This is a genomic window from Agrobacterium sp. DKPNP3 (assembly GCF_052686535.1).
The window spans coordinates 70,090-83,106 of sequence record NZ_JBQYSN010000004.1; the positions used below are offsets into that span (position 1 = coordinate 70,090).

At 59.5% G+C, this 13,017-nt stretch carries 11 protein-coding genes; 6 read left to right on the forward strand and 5 right to left on the reverse strand.

Annotated elements, in window-relative coordinates; all coding sequences use genetic code 11:
- Positions 1–24 precede the first annotated feature (24 nt).
- From ACUTJJ_RS02275 to ACUTJJ_RS02290, 4 genes are all read right to left on the reverse strand, one after another.
- A complete protein-coding gene (locus tag ACUTJJ_RS02275) occupies positions 25–813 on the reverse strand; it encodes an SDR family oxidoreductase (protein WP_445541155.1) in 789 nt (262 codons plus the stop codon).
- Positions 814–827: 14 nt separating this feature from the next.
- Positions 828–2,306: a sugar ABC transporter ATP-binding protein gene (locus tag ACUTJJ_RS02280; protein ID WP_209090789.1), complete on the reverse strand. Its 1,479-nt coding sequence runs from the start codon at positions 2,304–2,306 to the stop codon at positions 828–830.
- A 118-nt stretch (positions 2,307–2,424) separates the two neighbouring features.
- Complete coding sequence (locus ACUTJJ_RS02285) at positions 2,425–3,354, reverse strand: sugar ABC transporter substrate-binding protein (RefSeq protein WP_063947620.1); 930 nt, start codon at positions 3,352–3,354, stop codon at positions 2,425–2,427.
- Between the two features lie 132 nt (positions 3,355–3,486).
- Positions 3,487–4,467, reverse strand: a complete 981-nt coding sequence (locus tag ACUTJJ_RS02290; protein WP_445541156.1) for an ABC transporter permease — start codon at positions 4,465–4,467, stop codon at positions 3,487–3,489.
- Positions 4,468–4,906: 439 nt separating this feature from the next.
- On the opposite strand from ACUTJJ_RS02290, the gene ACUTJJ_RS02295 reads away from it, so the two are divergent.
- The 5 genes from ACUTJJ_RS02295 to ACUTJJ_RS02315 all read left to right on the forward strand — a co-directional run bounded on the left by ACUTJJ_RS02295 (position 4,907) and on the right by ACUTJJ_RS02315 (position 10,053).
- Positions 4,907–5,716 carry a transketolase gene (locus ACUTJJ_RS02295; protein WP_144578994.1) on the forward strand — a complete coding sequence of 270 codons (810 nt, stop codon included), beginning with the start codon at positions 4,907–4,909 and terminating at the stop codon, positions 5,714–5,716.
- Positions 5,716–6,672, forward strand: coding sequence for a transketolase family protein (locus ACUTJJ_RS02300; protein ID WP_445541157.1), 957 nt, complete (start codon positions 5,716–5,718; stop codon positions 6,670–6,672). Before ACUTJJ_RS02295 ends, ACUTJJ_RS02300 begins: the two co-directional genes overlap by 1 nt.
- A 121-nt stretch (positions 6,673–6,793) precedes the next feature.
- Positions 6,794–8,263 carry an FGGY family carbohydrate kinase gene (locus ACUTJJ_RS02305; RefSeq protein ID WP_445541158.1) on the forward strand — a complete coding sequence of 490 codons (1,470 nt, stop codon included), beginning with the start codon at positions 6,794–6,796 and terminating at the stop codon, positions 8,261–8,263.
- Positions 8,264–8,283: 20 nt separating this feature from the next.
- Positions 8,284–9,243 (forward strand): sugar-binding transcriptional regulator, encoded by a 960-nt coding sequence (locus tag ACUTJJ_RS02310; RefSeq protein WP_063947625.1) that lies wholly within the window; start codon positions 8,284–8,286, stop codon positions 9,241–9,243.
- A gap of 24 nt (positions 9,244–9,267) precedes the next feature.
- Positions 9,268–10,053 (forward strand): SDR family oxidoreductase, encoded by a 786-nt coding sequence (locus ACUTJJ_RS02315; RefSeq protein ID WP_445541159.1) that lies wholly within the window; start codon positions 9,268–9,270, stop codon positions 10,051–10,053.
- A gap of 111 nt (positions 10,054–10,164) precedes the next feature.
- Here ACUTJJ_RS02315 and ACUTJJ_RS02320 read toward each other — a convergent pair whose 3' ends face one another.
- The gene (locus ACUTJJ_RS02320) at positions 10,165–12,006 is read right to left on the reverse strand and encodes a PAS domain S-box protein (protein WP_445541160.1); all 1,842 of its coding nucleotides are present in this window, start codon (positions 12,004–12,006) and stop codon (positions 10,165–10,167) included.
- A 218-nt stretch (positions 12,007–12,224) separates the two neighbouring features.
- Here ACUTJJ_RS02320 and ACUTJJ_RS02325 point away from each other — a divergent pair, with 218 nt between their 5' ends.
- Positions 12,225–12,998, forward strand: coding sequence for an amino acid ABC transporter substrate-binding protein (locus tag ACUTJJ_RS02325; RefSeq protein WP_445541161.1), 774 nt, complete (start codon positions 12,225–12,227; stop codon positions 12,996–12,998).
- The last annotated feature ends 19 nt before the right edge of the window (positions 12,999–13,017 follow it).

A 13,017-nucleotide genomic window follows, 5' to 3' on the forward strand; every position in this document is an offset into this window, starting at 1 on the left:
AACCGTCACGCGATAGCGAAATCCTTACCAGCAGCAGAATCCGCCATCCACCAGCAAATCCACGCCGGTCACGAAGCTCGACGCATCTGACAGGAGAAAGATTGCCGGGCCGACCATCTCATCTACCCCTGCCATGCGCTGCATCGGCGTCTGCTCTTCGAAAAGCTTGGTCTGGTGTACCATTTCGGGCCGCGTGTTCATCGGCGTCGCGGTGTAACCCGGCGAGATGGTGTTGACGCGGATGCCCCGCCCTACCCATTCCATCGCCATGGACTTCGACATGTGGATGACGCCAGCCTTGGAGGCGTTGTAGTGGCACTGCATCAGGCCCCTATTGACGATGACGCCGGACATAGACGCGATGTTGACGATCGCACCACGGCCGTTCTTCAGCATGGCGTTGGCTTCGGCCTGGCAGGAGAGGAAGACTCCTTTTAGGTTGATGTCCATCATCGTCTGGAACTGACTTTCTTCCATCTCCTCGGCCGGGTTGGCATTGGCGATGCCAGCCGCGTTGACGGCAAGCGACAGCGCCCCGAGCTCAGCCTCCGTGCGGGCAACCGCATCCGTCAGCGCCTGCTTGCTGGTAACGTCGGCAGCGATCTGAATCGACTTGCGGCCGGCTTTGGCGATGAAATCGGCCGTCTGCGCCAGACCGTCATCGGTGCGACGGTCGAGCAGCGCGACATTGGCGCCCGACTGCGCAAGACCCATGGCGATCCGCTGGCCGATGCCGGAGCCGGCGCCGGTGACGAGGGCCACCTGGCCGGAAAGATCGAACAGCTTCGGTGCATTAAGGGTGATGGTGGACATCTTTATTTCCTTCTTCAGATGGTCGCCAGTTCCATGACCGAGACGTCGTTTGCCTCGTCGCGGTCGAGGATACCAGCCTGGTTTCCCTGCGCGAGCACGAGGATGCGGTTCGATACGCCCAGCACCTCCTCGAGATCGGAACTGACGACGATGACGGCGACGCCGCTTTTCGCCAGACCGACGATGATATCGTAAATGCCCGCGCGTGCGCCGACATCAATTCCGCGCGTCGGTTCGTCCAGCACAACAACGCGGGGATTGCGGGCAAGCCATTTGGCAATAACCACTTTCTGCTGATTGCCGCCCGAAAGATCCGAGGCCGGCTGTTCGCTGCGCCCCTTCACGCCGAACTTGGCGATGGCCTCCTTTGTGAAGGCCCGCTTGACGCGCGGCGTGATCCAGCCGGTGCCGACACGGTCGAGATTGGCATAGATGAGGTTTTCACCGATCTCGTGCTCCACCACCAGACCCTGCAATTTGCGGTCTTCCGGCACCATGACGATACCCTTGGCAATGGCGTCTGCCGGGCTTTTCAGCGCCAGCACCCTGCCGTCCAAGAGAATCTCGCCCGCACTGGTCGGATCGGCGCCGGAAATGGCGCGCACCAGCTCGGTGCGACCGGCACCGATCAGACCGGCGATACCAAGGATTTCGCCGGCGCGAACGCCGAAACTGATGTCGCGGAAGGCGTTGGTCGCGCCGGTCAGCCCCTTGACCTCCAGCACCACCTTGTCCTGCGGTTCCGGCAACGCCGGGAACAGGCGCTCCAGCGAGCGGCCGACCATGCTTTCGACGATGGTGCGCACCGGCGTCGCGCTATCGGCAAACTCATGCACCCGCTCGCCATCGCGTAAAACGACGATGCGGTCGGTGATCTGTTTGATCTCTTCCATTCGATGGGAAATATAGATGATGCCCACACCCTCGGCGCGCAGCTTGCGCACCTGCTCGAACAGCGCCTGCGTTTCGGCGCCGCCAAGTGCCGCCGTCGGCTCGTCGAGGATCAGAAGTTTGGCGTCCAGCGCCAGCGCCTTGGCGATCTCGATCAGCTGCTGATTGGCGGTCGAAAGACCCGCCACCTTGCGGGTTGCGGGAATGTGGAGGTTGAGGCGCGCCAGTTGCTGTTGGGCTCTGCGCACCATTTCAGCCCGGTCAACGATGCCGTTCTTCATCGGCCAGCGGCCGATGAACACATTCTCGGCTATGGAAAGCTCGGGAAGAAGCTTCAGCTCTTGGTGGATCAGAACGACGCCCTTGTCGATCGCCGCACGCGGCGACGACGGCGCATAGGGTTCACCGAGCCATGTCATCGTGCCCTCGGACGGTTCGCGCGAACCGGCGATGATGCCTGAAAGCGTCGACTTACCCGCACCGTTTTCACCCAGCAGGGCCACAACTTCGCCGGAATAAACGTCGAGATCAACGTTTTTCAGGACTTCAAGCGGACCGTAACGTTTGCTGATGCCACGGAGCGAAAGAACCGGCTCGCGCATGACGGGACCTCCCAGTACATGATCGCGGCGAAGATACACCGCAACCTTGTGTCCAAATTGCATAAAGACAAACCAATGAGATCCCCGCGCATCCCATCGGACGCGCGGGGCGGATGCATCAGGGATGGTTGGCGATGAAGCCTTCGACATTTTCCTTGGTGGTCAGCGTCGCATCGGAAAGCTGCACAGCCGGAACCTTTTCGCCGCCGACGATCTTGACAGCCATCTCGACAGCGGTGCGGCCCATCTTCTGGGTCTGCTGCGTCGCAGTCACGTCGAAGACGCCGTTCTTCAGCGCCTCAAGCGCCGCCGTATCACCATCGAAGCCGCCAACGACGATCTTCTGAGAGGGATTGGCAACCTTGATCGCCTGCGCCGCGCCAAGCGCCAGACCGTCGGCCTGGGCGAAGACGATGGAGACATCGGGATTGGCCTGCAGCATGTTCTGCATGATCTGGAAGCCTTCATCCTGGCTCCACATGTTGGACCACTGTTCGGCAACGATCTTCACGCCGGAATTGGCCTTCACCGATTCCATGCAGCCCTTGGTACGATCGACTTCCGGCGTCGTGCCCTTCTGGCCGTGGATGATGACCATCTTGCCCGAGCCGCCTGCCTGCTTGATGATGTAATCGCAAACCGCCTTGGCGGAAGCGACGGAATCGGTGGCAAGGAACGTATCGCCCGGCGCGCCATCGGCATTGCGGTCGATGTTGATGACCGGCACGCCGGCGGCCTTGGCAAGCTTCACCGGAACAGTCGCGGCGGCGGCACCGGCCGGGATGTAGATCAGTGCATCGATGTTCTGTGTCAACAGATCCTGGATCTGGTTGACCTGCGTCGGGCCGTCACCCTTGGCGTCGACGGTCACGACTGCAATGCCGCGCGTCTTGGCTTCGGCTTCGACGGCCTGCTTGATCTGGTTGAAGAAGTTCGCCTGCAGATTGGCGACGGCAAGACCGATCTTCTTGACTTCAGCGGCGTTGGCCTGGCCGAGCGACATGGCGAGAAGGGCGGCGGATGTGAGCAGAATGCGTGAAAATTTCATGATTATTCCTCCATTTGTTGATTGTTGACCTTCGGGCAGATCAAACCTCCTCCCCTCGGGCCGTTTTTCACGCCTCCCTTGCCGGGAGGGTCGTTTATTGCGCGGACGGCCCAGCGCCATCCGCAGGCAAATTCAGCTTCTGCGGCGGCGCAATGTTTCAGCGCCCACGGCCAGCACGATGACCACGCCGATGATGACCTGCTGGAGAAAAGGAGACACGTTGAGCAGATTGAGGCCGTTGCGCAGCACGCCGATGATCAGCACGCCGATCAGTGTGCCGCCAATACCGCCCGCACCGCCCGAGAGTGAGGTTCCACCGATGACGACGGCCGCAATCGTGTCCAGCTCGTAACCGAAGCCGCTCGAGGGCTGAACCGAGTCGAGGCGCGCCGCAAGAACGATGCCGGCGAGACCGGCAAGAACCGCGCAGGCGACATAAACGCAGATCGTCACCAGCGGCACGTTGATACCGGCAAGACGGGCCACTTCCGGATTACCGCCAACCGCATAGACGGTCCGGCCTTCGGAGCGGAAACGCAGGAACAGCCAGGAGACGAGAACGACCACCAGCATCAACAGCACGGTCGCTGTCAGCACGCCGAAATGGCGGTCGATTGCCAACATCATGAACCAGTCAGGGAAACCGACGATCTGTTGACCATCGGTGATCATGTTGGAGAGACCGCGCGCCACCGACATCATTGCCAGCGTGGCGATGAAAGCGGGGACACGGAAGGCGGTGACGAGAATTCCCACAACGAGGCCGCAGGCGGCAGAGGCAATCAACGCCAGGACGATGGCCATGCCCATCGGCAGGCCCGCGACATTGGCGGTCCAGCCCATAATCATCATCGACAGCGCCAAAACCGAGCCGACAGACAGATCGATGCCGCCAAGCAGGATCACGAAGGTCATGCCGACGGCCATGATGCCGAGAACGGTGATCTGGTCGAGAATGTTGAGACCGTTTCGAAGCGAAAGAAAGTTTTCGCTGGCAAAGGTCAGAAACACGCAAAGCAGCAGCAGGCCCAAAAGAGGTCCGGTCGCGCCGCTCAGCCAGGCAAGCGGGCTTCTGGCGTGCGTGACCCCCTCATTGCGTTCAATCGCGGACATGGCTCCTCCCGGTGACTGTCTTGCATTTTTTAAACCGATTAGAATAATTATTCATCGTCGGTGAAACATGCATAAGCCAGTTTCGAGAAGCTTGTCAATAGGGCGTCAATGATGAGGCCTACCGTGAACAGGGACAGGAGACTTCAACCAGCCGCCTCTCTCCTCTTTCCTGTGCTCGTCACAGGAATCGGGTCGACGCGCGTCTGCGCGGCGGGAAGAGCCCTTTCAACCCAAGGACTTGGCTGACTGGATTTCTGCGACAAGCAAAGGAATGAGGGCTACGGAGATGCTCTTCACCGTGAATGCGAATGTAGCGGCAGAAATAACCAGCACGTTTTGTAACAAGAGAACCCACAATTCCGGCTTGACAGAAACACTATCTCTGCAATTATATAAATAGCTGTATAAATATTCACACGCATGTTTTGAAGAGGATTCCATGCAGTCCCAGGAGCTAGAGCGCATTGCGCGCCAGATTCGCCTTCGCGACGTACAGGCTGTTTTCGAAGCGGGTGCGGGCCATGTCGGCGGCGAAATGTCCGCCATCGACATCATGACGGCCCTTTATTTCCGCGTCCTGCGCATCTGGCCGGATGATCCGAAGAACCCTGCCCGCGACCGTTTCGTGCTTTCCAAGGGCCATACGGCCTGCGCGCTTTATGTGACGCTCGCCAAGCGCGGCTTCATCCCGGAAGAGGAAATCTCGACTTTCCTGCAGCCGAATTCGCGCCTTAACGGCCATCCGAACTGTAACAAGGTGCCGGGTGTGGAAACAAATACCGGCCCGCTCGGTCACGGACTGCCTGTTGCCGTCGGCATGGCCAAGGCGGCCAAGCTTTCCGGCGCGGATTACCATACATATGTCATGACCGGCGACGGCGAGATGCAGGAAGGCTCCAACTGGGAAGCCATCATGTCGGCTGCGCAATTCGGCCTCAACAATCTGACGCTGATCGTCGATCACAACCGCTTCCAGCAGGGTGCGGCGCTTTCGGAAACCAACGATATCGCGCCGCTTCGCCCGAAGCTCGAGGCTTTCGGCTGGGAAGTCAGCGAAATCAACGGCAACGCCATGGCGGAAGTCGTGCCGGCGCTGGAACATCGCGGCGACCGCCCGCATTGCATCGTCGCCCACACCAACAAGGGTCACGGCATTTCCTTCATGCAGGACCGCGTCGACTGGCACCATAAGGTTCCGAGCAGGGAACAATATGAAATCGCCGTCAAAGAACTTTCGGAGACATTGTAATGAACGCGCCCGTAACCGCCGCCAAGCTTTATGACTGCCGCGACGCTTTCGCCGAGACACTGGAAGCGCTGGCCGCCGGCAATGACAGGGTCGTCGCCGTCTGCAACGATTCCGTCGGCTCCTCGAAGCTCGGCGGCTTCAAGTCGAAATTCCCCGAGCGCCTCGTCAATGTTGGCATCGCCGAGCAAAACATGGTTGGCGTCGGCGCGGGTCTTGCCAATGGCGGTCAGCTGCCTTTCGTCTGTGGAGCATCCTGTTTCTTGACCGGCCGCGCGCTGGAACAGATCAAGGCAGACCTTGCCTATTCCAACGCCAATGTAAAGCTGATCGGCATTTCCTCGGGCATGGCCTATGGCGAACTCGGCCCGACGCATCACTCCATCGAGGATTTCGCCTGGACCCGCGTTCTGCCCAACCTTCCGGTCATCGCCCCCTGCGACCGCATCGAAACGGCCGCCGCCGTCAAATGGGCGGCAGACTATGCCGGCCCCTGCTTCCTGCGCCTGTCGCGCGTCGGCGTGCCTGATCTGCTGCCGGAAGGCCACGTCTTCGAACTCGGCCGCGCCAACCTGCTGCGCGAAGGTTCCGACCTGACGCTGATTGCCAACGGCACGCTGACGCACCGCATCGTCAAGGCCGCTGATATTCTCGCTGGCCGGGGCATTAAGGCACGCGTGCTGAACATGGCAACCGTGCGTCCTATCGATGAGGCAGCGATCGTCTCCGCCGCGAAGGAAACCGGTGCGATTTTGACGGCCGAGGAACATTCGATCTTCGGTGGTCTCGGCTCAGCGGTTGCCGAAGTCGTGGTCGATCAGGCGCCGGTGCCGATGAAGCGTCTGGGCGTTCCCGGCGTCTTCGCCCACACGGGTTCGGCCGAATGGCTGCTCGATGAGTTTGGGATGGCGCCTGCGGCCATTGCGGATGCTGCCGTAGCGCTGATCAAGAGAAAATAAGGTCTCCTCCCAGGGTCGTCGCGTGTCTTCGGATAGGCGGCGACTTCTTTTAGTACATACGCAGCTTCTTAAACAAAGAACACCGTGTGAAAATGACCGCCGCAGACGAGAGAACACAGTGATGCGCGCTATTCTGTCCATCGATCAGGGCACGACCAATTCCAAGGCCATTCTTGTTTCGGAAACCGGCGAGCTTCTTGCGCGTGGATCGTCGCCGGTCGGCATCACCTATCCGCAGCCCGGCTGGGTAGAGCAGGATCCGAACCGCATCTGGGCATCTGTCCGCGAAGCGATCTCTGCCTGCCTTGGTGCTGCACCCTCTACCACCGACGTGGCGGCTATCTCAATTTCCAACCAGCGCGAATCCGTGACCATATGGGATGGCGAGACCGGCCAACCGCTTGGTCCAGTCTTGAGCTGGCAATGCCGCCGAACGGCGCAGGACTGCGCCGAACTCATCGAAAAGGGCCATTCAGAGCGCGTCATGGCGCTGACTGGCCTACCGATCGATCCGATGTTTCCCGGCGCGAAAATGCGCTGGCTTCTTGAGCGTGCGCCAAAGGGACGCAAGCTTCGCCTCGGCACCATCGATAGTTGGCTCATCCATTGCCTGACGGGCGGCAAGGTCCATGCCTGTGACGCCTCCAATGCCGCCCGAAGCCAGGTACTCGATCTCAACCGGCAAGTCTGGAGCGAAGAGCTTTGCAACCTGTTCGGCATCGATATCAACACCCTGCCGGACCTGCGCGACAGCAGCGGCGATTTTGGCGTGAGTTTAGGCGTTCCCGGCATCAAGGATGGCACCCCCATCCTTGCAGCCATCGGCGACAGCCATGCCGCCCTCTTCGGCCACGGGGCGTTCAATCCCGGCGACGGCAAAGTGACCTTCGGCACCGGCTCATCTGTGATGACCACCCTGCCGCATTTCATTGCACCTGAACGTGGCATCACGACCACCGTTGCATGGCGGCTGGGCGGCAAACCGACCTTCGCTTTCGAAGGCAATATTCTCGTTTCGGCAGCTTCCCTGCCGTGGATGACGGAGATTCTCGGATTGCCGGATGTCGCTGCGCTGGTGGAACTTGCCGCAACAGCAGAGGCAAACGGCCCCGGCTTCGTGCCCGCCTTCGTCGGCCTTGGCGCGCCCTATTGGGATACAAACGCCCGTGCGCTGTTCTCGCAGATCAATTTCAGCACCACCCGCGCCCAGATGGCCCGCGCCGTCACCGACTCCATTGCCTTTCAGGTCCATGATGTCTTTGCGGCCATGCGCGCGCAGTCGCCTTCCGGCTTCGGGCGGCTGTTTGTGGATGGCGGGCCGAGCCAGAACCGTTTCCTGATGCAATGCGTCGCCGACATGCTGGAACACCCCGTCATCCAACGCGACGCGCCGGAAGCCTCGGCGCTGGGTGCCGCCTATCTCGCCGGCCTCGCCCTGGGTGTCTGGAGCGATATCGATTCCGTTGCGGCGTTGAACAACAACGGCAACACCATCGCGCCGTCCGCCAGCGAAAACAGCCAGCGGCTCAGCGTCTGGCGCGACGCGATTGCCCGCTCGACCTTGCCTGTAACCTCGAGTAATGGTGAATAAAAATTCACCCTGGAGGGCTCATGGGCAGACTAAACGAACTTCGAATGATTTCCCGTGTGGCGCAGATGTATTTCAGCGAGCACAAGAGGCAGGCTGAAATCGCGCAGCATCTCAACCTGTCGCAGGCCACCGTGTCGCGTATGCTGAAGCGTGCGGAGGCGGAAGGCATCGTCCGCACGAGCATCATTCCGCCCCCCGGCACCTATAGCGATCTGGAAGCGCAGCTGCGCGAACGTTTCGACCTGCCGGAAGCCATCGTTGTCGATTGCAGCGAGGATCGCGACGGCGCGATCATGGCCCGCATCGGCGAGGCAGCGGCGCATTTCCTCGAGGTGACGCTGTCGCAGAACGAGATCATCGGTGTTTCCAGCTGGAGCCAGACGATCTTCAAGATGGTGGAAAACATCCATCCGCTGAAAGGAGCCAAGGCGCGCTACATCGTCCAGACACTAGGCGGCATGGGCGATCCCTCCGTGCAGACGCACGCGACCCAGATCACCACGCGTCTCGCGCGGCTGACTGAGGCGGAACCAAAACTGTTGCCAGTACCCGGCGTCGCCACATCCCGCGAGGCGAAGCTTTTGATGCTCGCCGATCCCTTCGTGCGCGAAACCATCGATCTCTTCGGGTCGATCACCCTCGCCGTCGTCGGCATCGGTGCGGTCGAGCCGTCGGAGCTTCTCGCCCGTTCGGGGAACATCTTTTCCGCCAAGGAACTCGCCGATCTCGCGCAGGCGGGTGCGGTGGGCGACATCTCGCTGCGCTTCTTCGACAAGGACGGCAAACCGGTGAAGACGCCGCTCGACGACCGGGTCATCGGCCTGCCGCTGGAAAACCTCTCCAATGTCGACCGCGTCATTGCGCTGGCCGGCGGTTCAAAAAAGACCGAGGCGATTGCCGGTGCGCTCAGAACCGGTGTGATCGACGTCCTCGTCACCGACAAATTCACCGCCGAACGATTGGTCGGCCAGGAAACATAGCCAAAATCCGATAAAGGAGGAGACATGAGGCGCTTTGAAGGTCAATCCGTATTCGTGACCGGCGGCAACAAGGGCATCGGTTACGGCATAGCCCGCCGTTTTGCCGAGGAAGGCGCGAAAGTCGCCATCGCCGCTGTCGACCGGGACACGCAGGATGCCGCGAAAAAACTCGCGGACGAAACCGGCGCCTTGACCCATGGCGTCATCCTCGACGTGCGCGACGCCGCAGCCGTGCGCGACGCCTATGGTGCCGCAGAAGAGGCGATCGGCCCCCTTTCCGTCTCGGTCCAGAATGCCGGCGTCATCACGATTTCAAAGATCGAAGACCTGACGCAGGAACAGTGGGATTTTAATCTTGATGTGAACACCAAAGGCGCGTTCCTCTGCTGCCAGGAGGCGATCCGCCGCTTCCGCGCCAGCGGCACAAAAGGCCGCCTCGTCAACACCGCGTCCGGTCAAGCACGTCAGGGCTTCATCTATACCCCGCATTACGCCGCCTCGAAGTTTGGCGTCGTCGGCCTGACGCAAAGCCTTGCCAAGGAGTTGGCGCCGGAAGGTATCACCGTCAACGCTATTTGCCCCGGCATCATTCACACCGAGATGTGGGACTATAACGATCGCGTCTGGGGTCAAATGCTCGGCGATTACAAGCCAGGCGAACTCATGGCTGAATGGGTTCGCAACATCCCTATGCGCCGTGCGGGGACGCCTGCCGAGGTGGCCGCCCTTGTGGCGTTTTTGGCCTCCAACGACGCCGCCTATATCACCGGCCAGACGATCAACGTTGATGGCGGCTTGATCATGTCTTAGGGCCCGGTGCCACCCAAAAGCCCGGATCCCGCAAATAGCAGTGTTTTGAGCGGGAGCGGGCTTTAACGTCGCTGCGTACAGCGGGCCTTTTCGAGACCCTATCGCTCAGCTTCACTCCGTCGCATCATCAGCAAGCTTGGACATCTCGGTTTCAATCACGCAGATCACACCGCTTTTTTCATAAGAGAATTTGGTTTGTCCTTTCAGTTCAGCTGCCAGCAACCTTTCGACCAGCGTTGATCCGAAACCTTTGCGCGCGGGGGGCATCACCTCCGGTCCTCCGCGCTCTTCCCATATTATCGTCAGTCGATCGTCTCCAACCCGCTCGAACTTCCACGAGATCGATACCTGACCTCCCAGGACGGACAGCGCACCATATTTGGCTGCATTCGTCGCCAGCTCGTGAAGCGCAAGCGAAAGTGATACAACTGCCTTCGGTGGCAGAAAGACGATTGGGCCGGAAACCGCGAAGGCGTCGGCGGGATATGGGGACAGGGCCTGCTGTACGATCGCTCTTAAATCTGCTTGCTGCCAATCGGCATGAACCAGAAGGTCCTGCGCTCTGCTGAGCGAGCTCAACCTGTTCGTAAATGCTTCCACATCTTCGTGGTTTGCCTTGTCCCGGCCAATCGTCTGTCTTGCAATCGCAATCACCGTAGCAAGGATGTTTTTGACGCGATGATGGAGTTCGTTGACGAGGATTGATCTCAGCCGCTCAGCATCCTTGCGGGCCGTGATATCCTGTGCGGTCTTAGAGGCCCCAATTACATTTCCGTTCGCATCGCAGATAGGCGACACGCTGAGAAGAACCTCCACAAGTTGACCGTCCTTGCGCTGGCGCTGCGTTTCGTAAGGTTCTACGATCCGTCCCGCCTTTATCTGCGTGAGGATCGACGGCTCTTCGTCTCGCCGCTCATCCGGTACCAGCATGAGGATCGTCTGGCCGACCGCCTCTTCCTCGGAGTATCCGTAGAGCTTCTCCGCGGCTGCGTTCCAGCTAGTGATCTTCATGTCGAGGTCAATACCCAGGATTGCGTCGTTGGAAGACGCGATCATCGACGCGAGATGCCTTTCAATGTCCTGAGCACGTCGTCGCTCGCCGATATCGATGGATATCGCAACGGCCTGCGACATGTTTCCCTTGTCGTCCCGGATCGCCGAAACCGCGTTCGAAACCCAAACGAGACTGCCATCGCCACGCACGTAGCGTTTTTCAATCTCGAAACTTTCGCCGGTCTCGACCAAATGCCTGAAGAGGCGCTGGTTCTCGGGCAGGTCATCGGCAAATGTTAAGTCCTGCATTCGCATGCCGACCAGTTCATCCCGGGTTCTCCCCACGATCCGACAGAAGTGGTCGTTTACGCTGATCAACGTTCCGCTGAGGTCGCCGAGCGCTATGCCCGCGGCCGACTGCGCGAATATGGCTCTCAGACGCTCCTCGCTCTCACGCAAATCGGCATCTGCCTTCACGCGCTCGGTCGTTTCGTTGACGATGCAGAACACGCCCCGCACGACACCGCTCTCATCCGCCACCGGAGAGTAGGAGATGTCGAAATAGACGGTCTCGGGGTAACCATGTCTCTCGATATAAAAGGGCCTGTCCTTGGCAGCAACAGTTTCACCATTCTCAAGAACGCGCTTCAAAAGCGGCTCGAGATCGTCCCAAAGCTCGCTCCAGTATTCCCGGGCCGGTCTGCCCAGGGCGTGAGGATGCTTGTAACCTATCGTTGGCGCGTACACGTCGTTATAGAGCGCCACAAACTCGCTTCCCCAGAACAAAACGATCTGCGCCTGGGATGGAAGCATGATGTTCACGGCGGAATGTAGAGATGCGGGCCATTCGGATCTTGGCCCAAGCGGACTCGACGCCCAGTCCACCATGTTCAGGAGGTCGGCTACGGGAGATGCGATTGCGCGATCGTTCACCTTGTCCAGGACAACAGTCTCCACCATGGATTCGACAGAATGAAACTTTTATCGAAGTTTGGGCCGTGGACAAGCCGAAACACCGCTGTGCGCGGCGTAGCGTCTCAGGAGGGGGGCGTTGATGTTCGGCAGTCTTGAGAAAAGTATTCTAACGAGGATCGATTTTTTGCTTTTCTTTATCGTGCGAAAGGACGAACCCCTCCCTATATGCATCGACAATCGCAATCCTCTAAAGGAACTCGGACATGGGCTGGACCAAAATTATCGCAACGGCGGCAGCACTTCAGGCGCTTGCTTTTTCGCCGTCGATGGCAGGAGAGAACCTCGATCAAATCAAGTCGGCCGGTGTTATCAAGATCGGTACGGAAGGCACCTACGCGCCCTTTACCTTTCATGATGGTTCCAACAAGCTTGTGGGCTTCGACGTCGAAATCGGCGAGGCCGTCGCGAAGAAGCTTGGGGTGAAAGCCGAATTCATCGAAGGAAAATGGGACGGACTGATCGCAGGTCTCGATGCAAAGCGTTACGACGCAGTCATTAACCAGGTCGGAATCACCGAGGCACGCAAGCAGAAATACGCTTTCTCCGAGCCCTATATTGCCTCGAAGGCCGTTCTGATCGTTCGCGAGGGCAACACAGACATCAAGGGCTTCGAAGATCTGAAGGCGAAGAAGTCCGCACAGTCGCTGACGAGCAACTTCGGCAAGCTTGCCGAGGCGGCCGGCGCTGAGCTTGTTGGGACCGACGGGTTCGACCAGTCGATCCAGCTGGTGCTTACACGGCGTGCAGACGCAACCGTGAATGACAGCCTGTCTTTCCTGGACTTCAAGAAGCATCAGCCTGATGCTCCCGTGAAGATTGTCGCCGAAAAGCCGGATGCCGATTATTCGGGCATTATCGTCCGCAAGGGCGACGACGATCTCGTCGCCTCCATCAACAAGGCGCTCACTGAGATAAAGGCAGACGGCACCTACAAGACGATTTCAGACAAGTATTTTGGACAGGACGTGTCCAAATAAACCTGTCATCCTGCGGTAA